The sequence below is a fragment of the Microcoleus sp. B7-D4 genome, from assembly GCF_036705125.1.
Lineage (GTDB): Bacteria > Cyanobacteriota > Cyanobacteriia > Cyanobacteriales > Microcoleaceae > Microcoleus.
Map to the genome: position 1 here is coordinate 1 of NZ_JAUBTT010000095.1, position 19839 is coordinate 19839.

A 19839-nucleotide genomic window follows, 5' to 3' on the forward strand; every position below is an offset into this window, starting at 1 on the left:
GACTAATTATGAAATGGAACCGAAAAATAAAAAATAAAGGTAACTTAGTTAATGCAGTTTAGATGTTTGACAGCTTATCAATGATGAAATTAAATCTAAAAAGCAACAAGTGCAGAATATCGGGCAACCATCCGAATTATACCTCCTAACATCCTGCTACACTATTAATAACCGCATCCTCACCCACATTTATGTTCGCAAAAGCCATCCTCGCTCTCGCTCCCTTAATCTCGGAAGTGCTGTCACCCATCGCCCGAAATATCGGTCACAAACTAGGAGAAACCCTCGGCAATAAAGCTCAACAATGGGTAGAATTTCTGATTCCCGCTCCCAATCAGATATCCTCTGATTCGACTGAGATAGAGCCAGTAAAACAGCGTTATTCCCAGGAAATGCTCGAATACGCGAAAGCGAAAGATGCCAGAGATAACGAATTGTTAAAGCTGACAGTAGCACAAACAGCACGCCGCCTTGAGTTGCAGGAACAGGAACAGCAAGACAGACTGAAGCTGGCAGCCTTGCAGCGGGATTTGATGCGGGAATTGCAAGCAAAGGATATTCAGATCAAGCTGGCTGAAATTCAAACAATTTGGGATAAAGATACTTGGTTTTCTAAGTTGAATCGAGAGGAAACTAAGCAGATTTTACTTCAGCAGCAACACCGCCTCTTAATCTTACTATCACCGCCAAAAATTAGCAAGCGATGCCCGGAAACCTTTTGTGAAGATTTGCCAATTGAGATGAGAAGTGTGGGAGATTTTCTCAGACAGCATTATCCTCAACAGGATGTCTTACGCCCGGTTAAGTTTTATAGCGACTATTTCACTGAGTCGATTGGTGATATTGATGTGGAACGCTTGCAGCGAATTTTATCTCCGGTTCCTACTACAATTTTATATAGCGATATCAGCGATTATGCGGTAACTTTTCGCGTCGGCTTTTGGGGATTCCTGAATAATCAGGAAGTCTCCCTGTTTTCTACCAAAGCTTTTGACTGGGAAGAGGCAAAAGATGCACTTTTAGCATCTGGGATAAGTGAGAAAAAAGCCCTCCGCATGATTCGGCAGTTGATTGTGGCGATTCACAAATTGCTGGCGGGATTTTTAGCCGATTTGTATTATCTCAATATTGACCCTGGCTATGAACCTCAGTTGTTTAATTTAAAGGATGAATTGGCTGAAGATGGGTTGGCAGAAGAATGGGTGAAACCTTATTTTGATATTCTTCAGGATATTCAGCGGCGGCATCGAGAACAATATGAACAGGAGTTGAAAAAGCTGATTGAGCAAGTAGAGGCTGAACGTCAATCTCAAGAGACTGCCAAAGCTAAAGCAAAACCCCAACAACAAATAGAAAAAGCTGTCAAAGCTGAAGCCCAACGCCAACAACCAAGAGAAGAACAAATCATTAGAAAAGCTCACTCCTTCAAATGTGTAAAAACTATTAATGGCGTAGGTTTTTCACCTGTTACGTCCGTAGTTATTAGTCCAGATGGCAACACTTTTGTTAGTGACAGCAGTGGAAATTGTAGCCAACTTTGGAATCTCCAGGCAGGAGAACTGATTCGTACTTTTTCAGGGCATTCAGGTGCGGTTTATTGCGTTGCCATTAACCCTAATGGAACAATTTTAGCTAGTGGAAGTTCTGACCAACAAATTAAGCTGTGGAATCTGGAAAATGGACAAAAAATTAGCACTCTAAAAGGTCACTCATTTTTAATTCGGTCTCTTGCTTTTAGTCCAGACGGAGAAACTCTTGCTAGTGGCAGTCAAGACAATATTATCAAACTGTGGAATCTGAAAAAAGGGCAGGAAATTCGCACTCTCATAGGGCATTCATACTCGGTTTGGTCTGTCGCTATTAGCCCGGATGGAAATACTCTGGTTAGTGGTAGTTATGACAATACTATCAAGGTTTGGAATTTGAAAACCAGACAGGAAATTCGCACTCTCATAGGGCATTCACAGTCGGTTTTTTCCGTTGTCATCAGCCCGGATGGACAAATTATTGCGAGTGGTGGTGGAGACAACACTATCAAGCTTTGGAATCTGAAAACCGGACAGCAAATTCGCACTCTCACAGGGCATTCAGAGTCTGTTTTTTCCGTGGTCATCAGCCCGGATGGACAAATTATTGCGAGTGGTAGTGGAGACAACACTATCAAGCTTTGGAATCTGAAAACCGGACAGCAAATTCGCACTCTCACAGGGCATTCAGCCCAGGTTAATTCGGTTAGTTTTAGCCCGGATGGGCACACTCTGGTTAGTGGCAGTTCAGATCAAAGTATCAAGATTTGGCGGTGTGATGGGTGAACTAAAAGGGAAAGATGAAAATTATGGCGCGATTGGCCAACATGGAACTACAAAACTTGACTGCGTGAGAAATAAACCGATAAACGCTTAGGGAAGGTAATTGAAATGTCAGAAACAATTAATTTTGAGCAAGCAGTGTTAGAGAATCTGCGACAGTTGCCAACGGAGAAACAACAAGAAGTGCTCGACTTTGCACAATTCCTCGTGCAAAAAGCGGAACAGAAAAAGCACTTACCTAGCGAAAGTTCTGAGTCTAATATTTCGTCAACAACCGAACATAGTCTCAAGCTATCACTTAGAGAAATTGCTAGCCTGCCAATAGCAGAACGCCATAAAATACTAGCACCATTTATACCTGCTACAGCCGAAGATTTTTTGACATATCCTGAATTAACGGAGTTTTCGGTACTCGATGGCGAGGAGTATTTAATTGAGAAATGTTACACTCGCAGCCACGACGCTTTTTTGAAAGGCTACGTACCCGAAGACGAAGGACTTTATGATGACTACAGTACGTTTGTCTAGATTAGATTGTCGGGAAAAGTTTTTGTTGCTAGCGAAAACCCGGCAAATTTCTCAACCAGATGCAGCAGCAGTGAAACAAGTCTGGGAGTTGTACGTTAAGCCTCAATTTTAATCATAATTCGATCGCCCTCAACTCTCCAACTCCCCTCAACTCCGCCCTCCCATCCCCCAACCCCGCACAATACTTAATAAAAACTTTACAAAACTTACCCGATCGCCCAACATGGGTTAGAGTTATCCTAGAAAATCCAGCAATCCTGCAAAGCGTCAACCTTCTCGTCACTTATCCAGTGGTTCGATGACTCAAACCCAAAGCACTAAAACCGCCACCCCAACTGCAATTTATTCCTTGACAATTGCTCCAGCCTGTGTATTGCGGGGTCGATCGGCCTTAGCACAAGCCGGAGATGCGATCGCCCGTTTCGGAAAGCGGCCGCTAATCGTCGGCGGCAGCAACTCCCTCGCCGCCGCCCAACCGTACCTGCAACCAATCCTCGAACAGCAGCAGTTAAAATCGGCCGAAACAGCATACGGCAAGGATTGCAGCGAAACCAGCCTCGAAACCCTCCGCGAGGCAGCCCAAACCCATCAAGCCGACTTCATCATCGGTGTCGGCGGCGGCAAAGCCTTAGACGCAGCAAAACTCGTCGCCCATCAGTGCAAAATCCCGATCGTCACAATACCGACATCAGCCGCCACCTGTGCCGCTTGGACAGCCCTTTCTAACATTTATTCAGAACAAGGTGCATTCCAATACGATGTCACATTAGCCCGATGTCCCGACTTATTAATACTCGACTACGGCTTAATTCAAACCGCACCGCAGCGGACATTAGTAGCAGGAGTTGGAGATGCGATCGCCAAATGGTACGAAGCATCAGTCAGCAGCGGACACTCCGAACAAACCCTGATAATTTCCGCCGTCCAACAAGCTAGAATACTGCGCGATATTTTATTCCAAAAATCAGCCGCCGCCCTCAAAGAACCCGGTAGCGAAACCTGGCAAGAAGTCACAGATGCAGCCGTATTGCTAGCAGGAGTAATCGGCGGAATTGGCGGCGCCCAATGTCGCACCGTCGCCGCCCACGCCGTCCACAACGGCCTAACTCATCTATTAGCAAGTCACGGCACATTGCACGGCGAAAAAGTCGCCTACGGCATTTTAGTACAACTGCGACTAGAAGAAATGCTGCAAAACAATCAACTCGCCGCTAGCGCCAGACAGCAACTGCTAAAATTCTACGCCGAAATTGGATTGCCCCAAACTTTAGACAACCTAGGACTCGGAGACATTACCATCACAGAATTGCAGCGCGCCGCCGATATCGCCTGCAATCCGAATTCCGACATCCACCGACTGCCTTTTAAAGTTGTTCCCCAACAATTAATGGCAGCGATGGTTTCTACCACCGCACCTGTGGGAGAATTAAAGATTAAGAATTAAAACAGTTTGTAGTAAGGACTAAAGTCCTGAAAAGGCTGTGCTAGCAAGGACGAAAGTCCTTACTACAAACCAGGAAAACTGACAACTGACAAAAAATAAATGACCTTGGATTGGATTACCCCTGCTGACAGGTTGCAAAAACTACCGCCCTACGTATTTGCCCGTCTCGATGAACTCAAAGCCCGCGCCCGCGAACAAGGACTCGATTTAATAGACTTAGGAATGGGAAACCCCGACGGTGCCACTCCTCAACCAGTAGTAGAAGCGGCTGTCGCAGCCATCCAAAATTCTGCCAATCACGGCTATCCACCCTTTGAAGGAACTGCCAGTTTCCGCCGTACTATTACTAAATGGTACAGCCGCCGCTACAACGTTGAACTCGATCCAGAAAGCGAAGCATTGCCTTTGTTGGGTTCTAAAGAAGGTTTAGCACATTTTGCGATCGCCTATATCAATCCAGGGGACTTAATATTAGTACCAAGTCCTGCTTATCCCGTATTATTTCGCGGCCCAATCATCGCCGGTGCAAAAGTTCACAACATCATTCTCAAACCAGAAAATGACTGGGTAATTGACTTAGCCGACATTCCCGACAGCGTAGCCGAACAAGCCAAAATACTCTATTTCAATTATCCCAGCAATCCGACTGGAGCAACAGCACCCCGCGAATTTTACAAAGATATTGTGGCTTTCGCACACAAACATCAAATCTTGCTGGTTCACGACTTGTGTTATGCGGAATTAGCCTTTGACGGCTATCAACCGACAAGTTTATTAGAAATTCCCGGCGGTAAAGAAATCGGTGTCGAATTTCATACTATGTCCAAAACCTACAATATGGCCGGCTGGCGAGTCGGTTTTGTAGTAGGAAATAGCAAAATTATTCAAGGTTTGCGGACATTAAAAACCAACCTAGATTACGGTATATTTTCCGCATTGCAAACAGCAGCAGAAACAGCACTGCAATTGCCGGATAGTTACTTGCACGAAGTGCAGAATCGTTACAGGACTCGCCGGGATTTCATGGTGGAAGGATTGGCAGAATTAGGGTGGAATATTCCTAAACCTCTGGCTGCAATGTATCTTTGGGTTCCCTGCACTCCGGGCATGAGTTCTACTGATTTTGCCCTGAATGTTTTGCAGCAAACGGGTGTTGTGGTGACTCCTGGCAATGCTTTTGGGCCGGGCGGCGAAGGATATGTGAGAATTAGTTTAATTGCAGATTGCGATCGACTGGGAGAAGCATTGCGGCGCTTAAAACAAGCAAACATTCGCTATCAATAGTCATTGGTTATTGGTAATTGGCGATCGGCCGCTCACTCTGCATCAACTCATTATTATGTTGATGGTGACACCCATTATCCCCTAAACATAATAATGAGATTAACAAGCTCAGGCGCATATAAATTGTACAGTCAAGTTTGATGGAATTATTGTGGGGTGTCCCGCCCGCCCGAAAAATATAACGCAAGGTGCGGGACAGCAAGGTGCGTAGGATGCCCCAGAGCAGAATAAACCTGTTATAAATCGAAATAATCAATCTCCGAGGCACTCTACAAGTTGATTTAAGAGTGACTCTTTATTTTGTGGCAAGGTTTAAAACATCCGTGGATGTACGAGGTGCGATGCCGTGTCTCCTTAGTTATACTTAACAAAGATCATTAAGGAAGCATTTTTGCCATGCCTGTAATTGAATCTAAGTTAAACAACACGCGCAACCTTTTACAAGAATTAGGCAACTCAGTCTCTAGCTTAGTCAACTCGTCCCCGGATGTTTTTGCTGATCCGGGGATTCAATCTTGCCTACAGGATTTTTTAACTGTTTATCAAGAAGCCGTCCAACGCCTAGAAAATCCTAGTTTTCGGATTGCTACTCTGGGCACAACTTCCTCTGGAAAGTCAACGATTGTTAACGCGCTGATTGGTCGAAAAATCGCACCGATTGAAGCCGGAGAAATGAGTGGGGGTGTATTAACCATCAAACATTCTCAAGAACAGAGATTAATGATTGCAGAAACGGAAGATGCTGCTTGGGATGCTGGTGAATGGACGGGATTAAGCGATGAGGATTTATACCAGCGAATTCGCACCGTGATGCACTCCTATCACGCGGCGCGGAAAAAGCGTGAGTATGTTGCGCCACAAATAACAGCTCATGTTCCTCTTTTACCTGCTTGTGATGCTTCTTTACTGGGTTTACCCAACGGAATCGGAGTTGAATTGATTGATTTACCGGGATTAAAATCAGTTCAAGACCGGGCTAACTTAGCAACTATCCAAAAGCAAGTTAATAAAGCTTTTAGTTTAGTGGCTTTAGACTATATGCAGGTAGATGATGAACACAGAAAACGCTTATTAGAAGAATTAAAGAAAGTTGTCGAATATCTACAAGGTCGCACAGATTCGATGATTTTTATCTTAAATCGGGTCGATAACCGAGGAGCAGATGATTTACCTCTATCAGAGCGGATTGATAAGTTAAGAGAAGAAATTAAAGAGGTCTTATCGCTTCCAGAACTCCCTGATGTTCTGCCTTTTAATGCTCGTCTTTTATATTATGCTCAGTGTGCTTGGGGTTCAGGAGCTTTTAACCAACCGTCATTGATGAGTCAGGAGATACGCTTAAAACTCCTTAAGGCTATGTTTCAAGACTGTGCAGGAGTTATTAAATCAAATACTAAAGAGAATCGAGATTTAAAGAATTGGTTCCGCGATCTTGAAGACCGGATAGACGAGAATGAGATTATTGATGATGAAACCATGCGGCAAATTCTCCACTATTCTTTAGAATGGAGTGGAGGTAGAGAACTTTGGGATCGTTTCCGTGTGCGGGTTCAAGAATCATTTGCTGAATTGGTAATACTTCCTGCATTGTTGGAAGTATTCGACAATTACAATGCTTTGGCACAATCTCTTGATATTTTGATTCAAACCCGAAAAATTAACAATAAAGAACAGGTTAAACAAGAAAGAGATAACATTGCTAAAATTCGTCAAGAATTTCATAAAAATATCAAAATTTGTAAAAAAGAATTTCATGGCGATATTAAGGCAATAATAGAACTCTTAAAAATAGCTCCTGAAGATCATATTGAGGCTAAAAAAATTGCTAACATAAAAGGGTTTGATGATAGCTTTTCTCGGCTATTTGGTGCTGTCAATGAGGTAGAAGGAGATTTAACCACATCTCTAATTGTTCCAGTTCGCGATGCGTTTAAAAATAATCAAGGAGCTTTTGAACTCAGAGATAAACTAGGGGAAATCACATTACCTTCATTAGCTGAGGATATTTCTAAAGCCTATGATAATGTTAGTCGAAGACTCAGTAAGTTTTCTCCTAAGTCAGAATACTTAGTTAAGCGTGTACGGGCTGATGATAATCATGGAACAAAAGAAATTGAACATGATGAACGCTATACTCTGTTGCTATATCACAGCATGAGAAAAGCTATATCCAAAAGAGCAGAGTTTTTATTGCAAGGAAAAGCTCAAAAAATTGAACAAGCTTTACAATCATTAGTTGAGAAGCCATCTAATGAGCTAGTTAAGAAACTAAAAGTTTGTTTGTCAGAGGAAGTTTTTTCTTCGATTAATATTGAACAAGCAGCCATCAGTAATTTACGCAAAAAGTTAGCTCAAAACTTGCCAACTTTACCTGAGAAGTTTTTTGAACTTCCAGAAGCTATAGAAAAAAAGCGAACCACAGAAAAAGAAGAAGTTGGTAAGGAAGAAGTAAATGAAACTCGCAGAAAAACAGAATATGAAAGCTATAGGGATGGCTCTTGTTTCTCTAGCACAAAAACACGACCTGTAACCCGTGAATACCAAGAAGCTGTAACTCGGAATATTTATGAAGATATCGAGTATGTTGAACTTTTCCTTCCTTCTCCCGACTTAATGGCAAAACAATGGTCAAGTGGAATTGAGAAAGGGAAAAAACGTTTGTGGGATATTTTGTTTGAGTGGATTTCCAAACGGTTAGATGATGTTAGCAGTAACTTTGAAGAATCCGTTGATGAGATTACCAATCTAGCTGAACGCGCTTTGCAGCAACAATCAAGTATTATTGAGGGCAATTTTGAGCAAGAAAAACAGTTCTGGCGTGACTTTGAAGTTAAAAAAGATCATGCAACAGGAGTTTATCAAAAGCTACAAGAGATTATTCGTCAGTGAAGCAAGTTTTAAACATAATGAAATTTAGGAGTTGAAAAATGGACCCTTTAGTAGTATTTTTTTTCTTGATAGTAGGAGCACTTTGTCTCAAGAAGCAACAAGAGGAACCACAACCGCCAACTGATAGAAAACCTGGAGAATTTGTTATTAATCCTCCACCTCCGCCAGATAAAAATGCTGTAGTGCAGGAAAATGCTAAACAATCTTTAGTTTTAGTTTTAGTTATTTCTGCCTCACAAGCAGAGTTCCTTGAATCGCTAAAAGACAAAAAGCATATTGATGTTAGTGAGGGAGAACAACTTTACCAAATTACTAGATATTTATGGCTAGGATCTGACACTGAACTTTCTCTGCAAAAACCTGATATCAATAAGTATTCAGTCGCCAAAGGAGCAGAATCAGAATATGATATTTACTTAGTTGAGATTAAACTGAAGCAAGATGACGAAGGATTTAAGCCTAAAGTCAATCAACTTGATAGACATGATGCGTTTCGTAACTTAGCTGGTTTAGCAGTTGAGGTTAAAGTGTCTGATAGATTCCAAATGGAAGCCTACGAAAAGCTTGAAGTTTACAATCGCTAAATAGGAGCAATTAAAATGTTAATTGATACCACTCTCTTAGTTAACAATCCCGAAATTATCAAAGGTTTACTTAATGGTTCAATGCAACGCTATGGAAGCGTTATTAGATGGGCTGCGGGAACTGTAAATGGTGGTCAAATTGTCCGCCATTTAGCCGAAACTCCCGGACTGACTAGCAAACTGATGACTGTTCCCTTTTCTCCCATTGTGGCAGGAATTGATGTTATTGGTCATGGGCTTAGCTATCATAAATTAATAGGTGTCGAGAGTAAATTAATCGGTATTGAAAAAACCTTATCCTCAGTGATGGGGCTAAGTCAAATTGCTGCGGGCGCAAGTGTTTTAAACCTTGGTGTCAGTATTGCTGGCTTTGCCTATATGGGCTACAAACTGCACCAAGTACAAAAAACTTTAGGTCACATTCAACAGTCAATGGAAGAAGGCTTTAACCGTGTTGAATCGGGTTTAAATCGGATTGATAATCGCATGGAAGAAGGATTTAATCGAGTTGAATATAGGTTAAATCGGGTTGATAATCGCTTATATATTATCTCTGAACAATTGGCATATCTGTATTTATTGGTAGAAGACAGCCGCCAAAAGCAAAAAAGCCTTGCTAAAGCTATTTCCCATCTTCATCAAGCCATGCTAATTAAAGAAATTGCAGCTTTAAAAGCTGAACTTGACGAGCGCTCTCGTTTTCCTGATGAATCACCGAGATCGGCCATTAAAACAGCTTCCCGTGTGGGATTATTTCTCAGTAATCAAGCAATGCAAGCTACCCCAGAATTAGATGCTGAAATTATGCTTAATGCTGATGTTTCTATTCAAGGTTGGGCTGTAGCCGTAGCAACAGAAGCCAATCTTCTCTTAGAAATAGGGAAACATCAAGAAGCTAAAGAATTACTGGCGTTACAAATCCCCCAATTTAAACAAGTCGCCGAAAGATGGGGGAAGGCACTAATCAATGATGAAAACACTTATCTATCTACTGCTTATCGCTTTACTAATTCTCGGTTTAAGAACCATATTACCTCAGAACGAGTAGAACGAATTACGGAAATATCACCAAGCGATCGCACTTTATCTCCTGACCAAATCCGAGGCAAAAAAAATTATGTTGATGTAGAGTTTGAAATGTCCTATAGTTCTGCTAAATTTGATCGAGCATGGACACATCGCCAAATTGCCGTAGCTGAATATTTGGATGGGTTGAGTGAACTTTCAGCAAGATTAGAAGGTTTAGAATCGTTTGCAAATCTGTGCGAAAGTAGAGGTGTTAAAAGCAGCCGTGAAATTCTGCCTGGGCCAGACACTGAACCGGGCATATACATACTACCCAGCACATAGGGTAGGGTGCGTTATATCAAATCCGGTAGCCTCGGAATTAATATTACCCACAATCAGGACACGGCAGGGCTCATAAGTGTCAACTTAAGCTTTTTGTGCGCCAGTCATCCCGCCCACCCAGCACTCCGCCAGGGAATGAATTCCCTGTCTAATAGCGAAAGTCCTCTCAAAGAGGACTGAAAAACTCATTAGTCCTCTTTGAGAGGACTTTCGCTTTGAGGCAGGGGTTTCAACCCTTGCCGGACTATCGGTTTTACGTTAAGTTTACACTAATGGGCAGTACCGTTTTCCTACAATTAATGGGGGTAGGGAAACGGCACTGCCGTGTCCTCCGTTTCTATCATCTCTGAGTGTAACTATAACGTTTGAATTTGCTCAATCACCCAATCAAAAGTTTCCATAACTTGCTTCAGTGCAGATTCGTCTTGCAAAGTAAACAAAGCCAGACTCGGCGACCTTCTCTCGCCCGGTTCTATAGGTAGCGACAGACCGATCGAACTCAGTTTACTTCTCAATTCCAGCCAATTGTGTTCCGCATTAAACGGCGGCTGGGAACCGTAATTGTCAGCAGAAATCTCCATTCTGCCAGCAATATCTACAGTGAATAACTGATAGGGTTTTCTTCCCCTTTGAGGCAATTGAGCCGCGAAACCGCCGTAGGCATCCCCCGTTCCCCAATGGATTTGAACTTCAGGTTCTTGACTTTTCGCCCAAACGTAAATTGCTCTTGCCATTTGCGCCTCGTCCGCGCCTCGTCTAGCTTTGATTTCCGCAAAAAATGAAGATTCATCCCAGCGCCTTCTTTCGCGCGTTGCGCTGGATTTTTTCTGCTGTGCTTCCGCTGTCTGACCGATCACTCTGGGAACCAGCGTTTTCAAACCGTCTTCACTTACATACTGCTTAATTTCCAGGGCCAAAACTTCAACCGGGTCCATTTGTTCGTTGAGAAATTCCACAACTCGGCGCATTTCAGCGGAAATCTCGTCAGCTACAAACACTAAGCGAACTTTACCCGCTTGCAAATTAGTTTTAACCTTCTGCCAAAATAGGTCTTCATTAGCATTTGCACCGAGAAACTCTTCAAAAATCTGTTCAGGATCGCGACCCCGATCGCGACAATTAGCTTCAAACAGAGCAATAATTGAATCGACAGGCCAGTAAACCAACGCATTAGCAGCATAGTCGATCGACTGGCCCAAAACTTTTTGCCGCAGTTCGGCATTAGGAGTTCGCCTGACATCCACCAAAGTAGGAACTGCATTTTGGTCGAGAAACAAATGATCCAGCGACCACTGCACCGCTGTTTCCTCATCGCTGGGTGCAGCTTCCCGCGAAATTAACAGCCACCTCCGCGCCGTCGCCCGATCGATTTGGTCTCCCGCGATCAAATTAGGATAAGTTACTAGCAACTCTTGTAACTGGTCTTCCGAGTCGTAGGGCTGTTCCATCATTTCTACCAGCCTGTCGTCGTCCTGAATCAGATAAATACCTCCAGCCATGCCAGCCCACCTACTTAATTTTAGATTTTAGATTTTAGATTTTAGATTTTAGATTTCAGGCTGAGTTATTAGTCTTCAGTCTTCAGTCCGCAGCCAATAATATCATGTCCGATCAATTAACCATAATATCCCCGTCGGGGCGGGTTTTTGAGATTGTCAATTATTGGCAGGTATTGTTGGCTCACGGGCCCCTACAAAAATCGCGGTCGCTCAACCGGACATGATATGATTTGTGAAGGCGGAAGGCATTGGTCAGAATGCAATAAAAATTTTGAATTCAATAATTTTTATTGGTTGTTAATTAAACAAAAAATTCCTTCTGACTAATGACTGATGACTAATAACTAATGACTAATGACTAATGACTAATACAACCAGTAAATACTCGCTGTGCCGGCCCGGTCATGTAAATCCGCCCAGAAACTTCTGCCCATTCGATTTCCAAAACGCCGCCGGGGAGCTCAACAGCAGTTGCCCGATCGCACTTTCCTACCAACACTCCAGCTACCACAGCAGCACAAGCACCAGTCCCACAAGCTAGAGTAACACCCGCGCCTCTTTCCCACACCCGCATTTTTACGTAGTCTGAACGTACCACTTGAATAAATTCCGTATTGGTACGCTGCGGGAAGGCTTTGTTGTGCTCGAATTGAGGCCCGACAGTTTCTAAAGCAACAGCCGCAACATCCTCTACAAAAGTAATGCAGTGAGGATTGCCCATGCTGACGCAGGTAACAGACCAAGATTTATCAGCAACTTCGATCGGCACATCAATAACTTTGGCATCCGCTGCAGCCAAAGTTGTCGGAATTTCCGCAGCCAGCAGCCGGGGAAGTCCCATATCCACCTTAACCTGACCGTCAGATCGCAATTCCGGGCTAATCACACCAGCCAGAGTGTGGATGCGGTACTGAGTTTTCGCCTCTGACCCGTCCAAATCCGCGATAAACTTAGCCAAACAGCGAATCCCGTTGCCGCACATTTCCGGTTCCGAACCGTCGGAGTTAAAAATCCGCATTGTATAGTCAGTGTCGTTTTGACCCGGAAGAGCAAATATCACACCGTCTGCGCCAATCCCGAAATGTCGATCGCACAAATCCACAGCTTGTTCTGGCGTGATCACCGGTTCTGACGAGTGACGGTTGTCAATCAGAATAAAATCATTTCCCAGTCCGTGATACTTCGCAAACTCGATCGGCATAAAAACAAACCTCTTTTGGTTAAAACTGGTTAGATAATTTGCTGACCAAATTACCCATTTCCCAGTATTATAAAACTTTCTGCAATTTATAGTCCTTTCTAGTGAAATATAAACAAATATAATATTTATAACTCCACAGGGATATCTAATTAATGCTGATGTCAATCCCTCAATGAATATCGGTCGAAAACTAGCCGCCAACTTGTTTATCCCTCATCCGGTAGACGCGCTTGTAGTTGCGGCAGTATGGGTTAAACGGTATAAACAGAAGAATATGGTTTAAGGTAATATTTGACTATATTTTTCTGAACTATGTCTGAATTTGAAACCGGATTGCCCAGCGTTCGCTTAATACAAAGCTACATCAAAGACAAAAAACAGGTGGAGATCAAACTCCTGACCGGCGACTTAGTAGCGGGCAGAATTTTTTGGCAGGATAATAGCTGCATTTGCGTCCTCGATCCCTCAGAAACACAAATTCTGATCTCGCGGCCAGCAATTGCTTATCTCAAACCCAACGGCTAAGGAGAGGGGGAGAGTGGGAGAGTGGGAGAGGGGGAGAGTGGAGAGGGGGAGAGTGGGAGAGGGGGAGAGTGGAAGAGGGGGAGAGTGGGAGAGGGGGAGAGTGGGAGAGGGGGAGAGTGGAAGAGGGGGAGAGTGGAAAAATCTTCCCTCTTCCCTCGAACCTCTTCCAACTTCGGTCTTCCTGACCTCCGTTACATCCGTTACATCCGTTACATCCGTTACAGAATCCGTTGCCGAACTTCCCTAATCGCTAAACAGCTTTTCGCTGACTTGGGCTGTTACAAAAGGCAGCTTTAAAGCAGGTTGCGGCACAGGCGGTGAGGCCGTCCGCTGCATCAAGCCGAGCTCGTAGAAGCCGCCGCACAGCAGCAAACGATCGCCTTCTTGCAAATTCGTAGTTCCGTCGGGCCAGCGAGTAAATTTCCCTTCCCGGCGGATCGCCCGCACCTGCACCCCGTACTGGGTCAGCAAATCTACCTCTGACAGTTTTTTGCCCGCCCAAGGGCTCTTTGCTGGTAGCCTCAGCCACTGGCAAGAACTGTCGCCTTGCGGCACTGCAACTTCCCCTTTCGCCAGCAACTCAAAACTGATGAGTTCTTCCGGTTCTCCGACTACAAAAAGTCGATCGCCCGACTGCAAAGCTGTCTTCCCGTTAGGATAATCAATTTCCTCGCCATCTTCGCGGACGATCGCCATTACGCTGACCCCTGTCAACTGCCGCAAGTTAGTTTCTTCCAGAGTCATGCTGGCGATGGGAGAACCTGACGGCAAGCTGTACCACTCGCTGTTCATATCTCGAACCGCCACTTTCAAATCCCGCGAAACAGCCAAAGGTTCGCGCGGTGGCCGCAATTCCAGATAGCGGCTGCTGCGAATTTGCTGCACATCCCGCGCGATCGCCATTGCGGAGAGCCCCATGCCAGCCAGCAAGTGGGAAGACAGTTCTAAACTGGCCTCAAACTCCGGCTGCACAACTTCCCAGGCCCCCAGTTGGTAAAGTAGTTCGATGTCTTTATCTTGGTTGGCCTGCACCACAATATCCAAATCCGGGACTAATTCTAAAGCCCGCTTCAGACACAAGCGAGTGCTCATAGGATCGGGAAGGGCGATCGCCATTGCTTTTGCCCGTTCCACCCGCGCGGCTTCCAATACGTGCAAGCTGGCAGCATTCCCGTAAATGTAAGGAATTCCTTGCACTCTGCAGTCTTGAATACTACTTTCTGACTCGTCGATCACCACAACTGAACAGTTGCGGCTTTGCAGCATTTTGACTAAAATTCGGCCGACTCGCCCGTAGCCGCAAACCACAACATAATTTTGTTCCGGCAAAGTTTCAGCTATTGCCACAGGTTGAGATGTTTCGTCAAAATAGCGCTGCAAAGGCCCGAAATTTTCCGCCCATTTCAATAACTGTGGCACGCTTCTCAACACAAACGGAGTCAGCACGAGGGTGACTGCTGTCGTGCCTAAAATTAACAGGTAAACGTTGCGCGAAACCAGCCCCATAGCTTGGCCGGCACTAGCGAGTACAAAGGAGAATTCTCCTATTTGAGCTAAGCCCAAACCTGCGATTAATGCTGTTTTTAGCGGATAGCCAAATAGTCGGACGATCGGCGTTATAATCAAGAATTTGCCGACAAATACTATAAATACCAGTCCCAGAATTACTTCTAGATGGTTCCACAGAAACATCGGGTCGATTAACATTCCGATGGTGACAAAAAATAAGGATGCAAAAATATCTCGCAAAGGCTCGACATAAGTTAGAGTTTGGTCGGCATATTCCACCTCCGAAATCATTAAACCCGCTACAAATGCGCCCATCTCGATCGAAAAACCCAAATATTCTGTCAGTAGCGCAATCCCTAAAGCCAAAACCACAACTCCCAGCAAAAACAGTTCCCGGCTTTCTGTTTGCGCGAGGTATCGCAGCAATTGCGGTACCATCCAAATGCCGGCGACTACAGCACCGACAGCAAATAACCCGATCCGCAGCAGGGCCCACGCTACCGTCATGCCGATCGCTTCTGCTGGCTGATTGAGTGCCGGCAAAACTGCTAACATTAGCCCCAAAGCCAAATCTTGAACTACTAATATTCCCAGCATGACTTGACCGTGGGAAGTACCGGATTCATTGCGTTCCATCAAGCACTTGAGTACAACTGCGGTCGAGGAAAGCGACAGAATCGATCCTAAAAACACGCCTTGAGCAGGCGATTCTACCCAGCCTACAGCCAAGGAAATTGCAGTAGTAATGGCGATCGTCAGCACAATTTGCAAGCCCCCCCCGCCCAAACTAATGGCTTTTACTTTCTGGAGTTCGGCGAAAGAAAATTCCACTCCCAAGGCAAATAACAGAAAGGCAACCCCGAATTCAGCCAGGGTGTCTACCTGAATTAATTCTTTAATCAGCCCCAAACCGGCCGGCCCAACTACGATCCCTCCCAGGAGGTAGCCGAGAATTACCGGCTGTCGCAAGAGCGATGCAAAGAGTCCTCCTGCTGCGGCAGCAGCGAGAACTAGAACTAAGTCAACGATCAGTCGGAAGTCTTCTTGCACAAGTTTATGAAAAAAGTATAAAGTTATATTATAGTGTCTAATGTGTTGACTATGTTTAGTGGGTTGACTGTAGTTGGGGAGCAAGGACAACGACCACCCTTGACCCAGGTATTTTCTCATGGCACAGAGTTCAACTCCTCACAAAAAGCTTAACCTCTTGCAAGTTTATCGAGGGATTGCGACTGTATTAGTGGTAATGTTTCACCTCAACGAGATGAGCGCCGAGAGATAAAATCAAGTTACTTTTTTTAATTTATTTCAGGCAGGGTGGAGCGGTGTTGATTACTTTTTTGTATTGAGCGGTTTTATCATGGTGTAGGTTCACAGATATGCGATCGGTAAAAAGGATTAGTTAAAATAGTTTTTATTTGTTCAAGCCCTGCTTGCGGATTTACCCAATATGCTGGATAATTACTCAGGCACTTTTGTGTTTTTTTCTAGTAATCCCCGGTTTTGCTAACAATAAAGATTTAGGTTTTAGACAAGTAAGTTTGTCGTTGCTCTTGATACCTCAAAATGACAAGTCCATTCGGGATGTAGGTTGGACAAAGCTGCCGTTGCACCTGTAAAGACTGCACTAGAGGCGATCGAGTCCCTAACTGTAGGACACCCGTATTTGCTCGGTGACGAACTGAGCATTGCCGATTTCTACCTAATTCCAGTCTTCACCTACCTATCCGAGACCCCAGAGTACGAAGCAACGATCGCGCAAACTTCAAAGCTGCGGACTTGGTGGAATGAGGTCACTCAACTTCCCAGCGTCAAGAAAGTCTGTGCTTGACATCTGTGCATTTATATAGCAATCCTGAATCATTTGTAAAAATATGTAGGGGTAGTGCTACCCCTACTCCCCGTGCCTACCCCAGTCAAGGCGGGGCAACCGGGCGTGGGTTTTGCCCCTACAAGAATTACACGAATCATTTAGGATTGCTATATAACTCAGCGGTTTACAACCATGTCGCATTTATTTGAGCCATTGGATCAACGTGGTGTTACCTTCCGAAATCGCATTGCAGTTTCTCCCATGTGTCAATATTCCAGTGTTGATGGGTTCGCGAATGATTGGCATCTGGTTCATCTCGTCAGTCGAGCCGTAGGAGGGGCAGGGCTGGTGATGACTGAAGCAGCGGCAGTCGAGCCTGAAGGACGAATTACGCCGCAAGATTTGGGAATCTGGCAAGATGCTCACATTGAAATGCTGGCGCGAATCGTCGAGTTAATTCACCGCAACGGTGCGGTTGCGGGGATTCAACTTGCTCATGCAGGTCGAAAAGCCAGTACCGCAACTCCGTGGGAGGGCGGAAATGTGCTTGGAGAATCTCTTGGAGGATGGACTTCGATCGCCCCTAGCGCCATTCCATTTGAACCCGATAGCCCCGCCCCGATCGCTCTGAGTATCGAAGACATTCAGAAGCAGACGACACTCTTTGTCAACGCAGCCCAACGCGCTCTCGCAGCCGGATTTGACGTAATCGAGATTCATGCCGCTCACGGCTACCTACTGCATGAATTTCTGTCTCCCTTGAGCAATCAACGCACAGATGACTATGGTGGCAGTTTTGAGCATCGCATCCGGTTTTTATGTGAAGTCGTAGAAGCGGTGCGAAATGTTTTGCCCGATCGAACACCGCTTTGGGTTCGCATCTCTGCAACCGATTGGGTTCCAAATGGTTGGGACATTGAACAAAGTATTGCACTCAGCGATAAATTAAAGTCACTGGGTGTTGATTTAATCGATTGTTCATCAGGCGCAATTGTACCGGGTGAAAAGATTCCCACGGGTGCAGGTTATCAAACTATTTTTGCCGATCGCATTCGACGCTCAGCGAACATCGCCACCGGAGCCGTTGGTATGATTACTGCACCCGCCCAGGCTGACCACATCATCCGTACAGGTCAAGCAGATATGGTATTACTTGCCAGAGAAATGCTGCGCGATCCTTATTGGCCGATGCGGGCTGCGAAGCAACTACGTCAATCCGTGCCTGCTCCAGTTCAATACGCTCGCGCTTGGTAATTAAGCAGATTTGCGATCGTCGGTTTTACACAAATCCACTAGGAATAACTTTTTTAGTGTTTCTGTAAACCAGTCGCTCAATAAAGGCTTTTTTGATTCTGCGATCGCCTCAAGTACAAGGCACGTTCCCATCGCCGTGACGTGATTCGATGCGAACGCTAGCGGATGCAGTGAGTCGGATAGTGCTCTTTGCCCTGTTTTTGGCGTATTTCTGGCAATTGTCGCCTGAAATCACCCTCGAAGAGATGCGGAGTTTTGCGGCTGCGCCGTCTTTTGATGAACTGCTGCATTAGCTTGCTTACAGGGAACTCAGCAAGGTGTGTCGGTGGGTTCGATCGCACATCCCCTCGCGAGGTGTTGGCACTCCCCATCCGTTTCTCTGAGAGCATCGTTGTGTCGATCGCACCTTTCCCCCTCCAACCCAACAATCTAACCAATTTAGCAACCATAATATCGGATAATTGTAAAGCAATTCACCAAGTCAAAAGCATGAGTATTGACCAATTAAACACAGACTACGGCATTGCCGGGAACCTCACCTTCGCCACCGGAAACGGTGGTTTCCCGATGATTCACATCGACAACGGTCAAGCCAAAGCCTTAATTTCTGTGTATTCCGGTCAAGTGCTCTCCTTTCAACCAGCCACCGAAGCCACAGACTTGATGTTCGTCAGCGAAAAAGCCTACTACGCCGAAGGGAAAGCCATCAAAGGCGGTATACCCATCTGTTGGCCCTGGTTTGGCCCAGATCCCGAAGCCTTGGGGCGTCCGAGTCATGGGTTTGTGCGGAATCGCCTCTGGAATGTGCTAGGAACCGCCACAACCCCAGACGGCGCAACCAAAGTCACTCTAGGGCTCAAGGATACCGATGAAACTAGAGCAATTTGGCCCCAAGCCTTTGAACTGGCGATCGAGATTACGATCGGCACCAGCCTCACTGTAGAATTAATCACCCGCAATCTAGGCGACAAAGCATTTCCCCTCACCCAAGCTTTCCATACTTATTTCCAAGTCGGCGATATCAACCGCGTGCAGGTTTTAGGCTTAGAAAATAGCCAGTATCTTGATAAAGCGGATGGTGGTGTCGAAAAAACTCAAGTCGGTGCAGTGGTAGTAACAGGTGAAGTCGATCGCATTTATCTCGATGTCACCAACGAATTAGTCATTGACGATAGCGCCCTCAATCGTCGGATTCGCATTAAATCATCGGGTAGTAAATCCGTCGTAGTGTGGAATCCCTGGGTAACAATTTCTGCAAATATGGCCGACCTTGATGATGCAGATTATCAGCGTTTACTCTGCGTAGAAACGACCAATGCAGCTACAGATATTGTGGAAGTTCCGGCTCATGGTGAGTTCCGCTTGCAGGCAATTTACAGCGTTGAACGCGACTAAGGAATTAGAGCTTAAGCTTAGCGGTGATGGGGCAAAAATTCCCAGTAAGCGGTTCAACATTTCAATTGGATATTTTGGGCGTTGTTCAAATCCCACCCACAAGACTGGGATTGTTTCTTTAAATACAACTTAAATGCCGATTAGCTGATTGAATTGAAAAACTCTGTCACCCTAGTCAGGAACCTCAGCCTAAAGGCATGAGGCTTGAAGGAGAAATCTAACAAGCCGTTCTGACCAGCTTCAGTCTTAATTGAC

16 protein-coding genes are annotated in these 19839 nt (G+C 45.1%); 11 read left to right on the forward strand and 5 right to left on the reverse strand.

Translation table 11 applies throughout. The features are described 5' to 3' along the window. The first annotated feature begins 191 nt into the window (after positions 1-191). The 7 genes from QUB12_RS29435 (at position 192) to QUB12_RS29465 (ending at position 10388) form a co-directional block, all read left to right on the forward strand. Entirely contained in the window at positions 192-2312 is a 2121-nt protein-coding gene (locus QUB12_RS29435; RefSeq protein ID WP_333144626.1) for a WD40 domain-containing protein, read from the forward strand. A 105-nt stretch (positions 2313-2417) separates the two neighbouring features. Next, complete coding sequence (locus QUB12_RS29440; protein ID WP_333144627.1) at positions 2418-2837, forward strand: DUF2281 domain-containing protein; 420 nt, start codon at positions 2418-2420, stop codon at positions 2835-2837. Between the two features lie 298 nt (positions 2838-3135). Then, positions 3136-4281, forward strand: a complete 1146-nt coding sequence (locus QUB12_RS29445) for an iron-containing alcohol dehydrogenase family protein (protein ID WP_333144628.1) — start codon at positions 3136-3138, stop codon at positions 4279-4281. A gap of 99 nt (positions 4282-4380) precedes the next feature. After that, complete coding sequence (locus QUB12_RS29450; RefSeq protein WP_190739684.1) at positions 4381-5565, forward strand: aspartate aminotransferase; 1185 nt, start codon at positions 4381-4383, stop codon at positions 5563-5565. 396 nt (positions 5566-5961) lie between these two features. Further along, complete coding sequence (locus QUB12_RS29455) at positions 5962-8454, forward strand: dynamin family protein (protein ID WP_333144629.1); 2493 nt, start codon at positions 5962-5964, stop codon at positions 8452-8454. 38 nt (positions 8455-8492) lie between these two features. Continuing rightward, positions 8493-9038, forward strand: a complete 546-nt coding sequence (locus QUB12_RS29460; RefSeq protein ID WP_333144630.1) for a hypothetical protein — start codon at positions 8493-8495, stop codon at positions 9036-9038. A 15-nt stretch (positions 9039-9053) separates the two neighbouring features. Then, positions 9054-10388 (forward strand): hypothetical protein, encoded by a 1335-nt coding sequence (locus tag QUB12_RS29465; RefSeq protein ID WP_333144631.1) that lies wholly within the window; start codon positions 9054-9056, stop codon positions 10386-10388. A gap of 356 nt (positions 10389-10744) precedes the next feature. On the opposite strand, the gene QUB12_RS29470 is transcribed toward QUB12_RS29465, so the two are convergent. Then, positions 10745-11887 (reverse strand): hypothetical protein, encoded by a 1143-nt coding sequence (locus QUB12_RS29470; protein ID WP_333309608.1) that lies wholly within the window; start codon positions 11885-11887, stop codon positions 10745-10747. A 358-nt stretch (positions 11888-12245) separates the two neighbouring features. Beyond that, positions 12246-13088 (reverse strand): diaminopimelate epimerase, encoded by an 843-nt coding sequence (gene dapF / locus QUB12_RS29475; RefSeq protein ID WP_333309611.1) that lies wholly within the window; start codon positions 13086-13088, stop codon positions 12246-12248. A 312-nt stretch (positions 13089-13400) separates the two neighbouring features. Between dapF and QUB12_RS29480 the strand changes: the two genes are divergently transcribed. Beyond that, on the forward strand, positions 13401-13613 hold the full coding sequence (locus QUB12_RS29480; RefSeq protein WP_333309614.1) for an Hfq-related RNA-binding protein: 213 nt from the start codon (positions 13401-13403) through the stop codon (positions 13611-13613). A gap of 243 nt (positions 13614-13856) precedes the next feature. On the opposite strand, the gene QUB12_RS29485 is transcribed toward QUB12_RS29480, so the two are convergent. Then, the gene (locus QUB12_RS29485; RefSeq protein WP_333144635.1) at positions 13857-16172 is read right to left on the reverse strand and encodes a cation:proton antiporter domain-containing protein; all 2316 of its coding nucleotides are present in this window, start codon (positions 16170-16172) and stop codon (positions 13857-13859) included. A 541-nt stretch (positions 16173-16713) separates the two neighbouring features. Here QUB12_RS29485 and QUB12_RS29490 point away from each other — a divergent pair. After that, complete coding sequence (locus QUB12_RS29490; RefSeq protein WP_333309617.1) at positions 16714-16953, forward strand: glutathione S-transferase domain-containing protein; 240 nt, start codon at positions 16714-16716, stop codon at positions 16951-16953. Between the two features lie 174 nt (positions 16954-17127). Then, positions 17128-18189: an NADH:flavin oxidoreductase/NADH oxidase gene (locus tag QUB12_RS29495; protein ID WP_333309620.1), complete on the forward strand. Its 1062-nt coding sequence runs from the start codon at positions 17128-17130 to the stop codon at positions 18187-18189. On the opposite strand, the gene QUB12_RS29500 is transcribed toward QUB12_RS29495, so the two are convergent. Then, positions 18190-18321, reverse strand: a complete 132-nt coding sequence (locus tag QUB12_RS29500) for a hypothetical protein (RefSeq protein WP_333309624.1) — start codon at positions 18319-18321, stop codon at positions 18190-18192. It lies immediately after the preceding gene. Between the two features lie 26 nt (positions 18322-18347). Then, positions 18348-18638 carry a hypothetical protein gene (locus QUB12_RS29505; protein WP_333309627.1) on the reverse strand — a complete coding sequence of 97 codons (291 nt, stop codon included), beginning with the start codon at positions 18636-18638 and terminating at the stop codon, positions 18348-18350. A 40-nt stretch (positions 18639-18678) separates the two neighbouring features. On the opposite strand from QUB12_RS29505, the gene QUB12_RS29510 reads away from it, so the two are divergent. After that, positions 18679-19584 (forward strand): D-hexose-6-phosphate mutarotase, encoded by a 906-nt coding sequence (locus tag QUB12_RS29510; RefSeq protein WP_333309630.1) that lies wholly within the window; start codon positions 18679-18681, stop codon positions 19582-19584. Positions 19585-19839 lie beyond the last annotated feature (255 nt).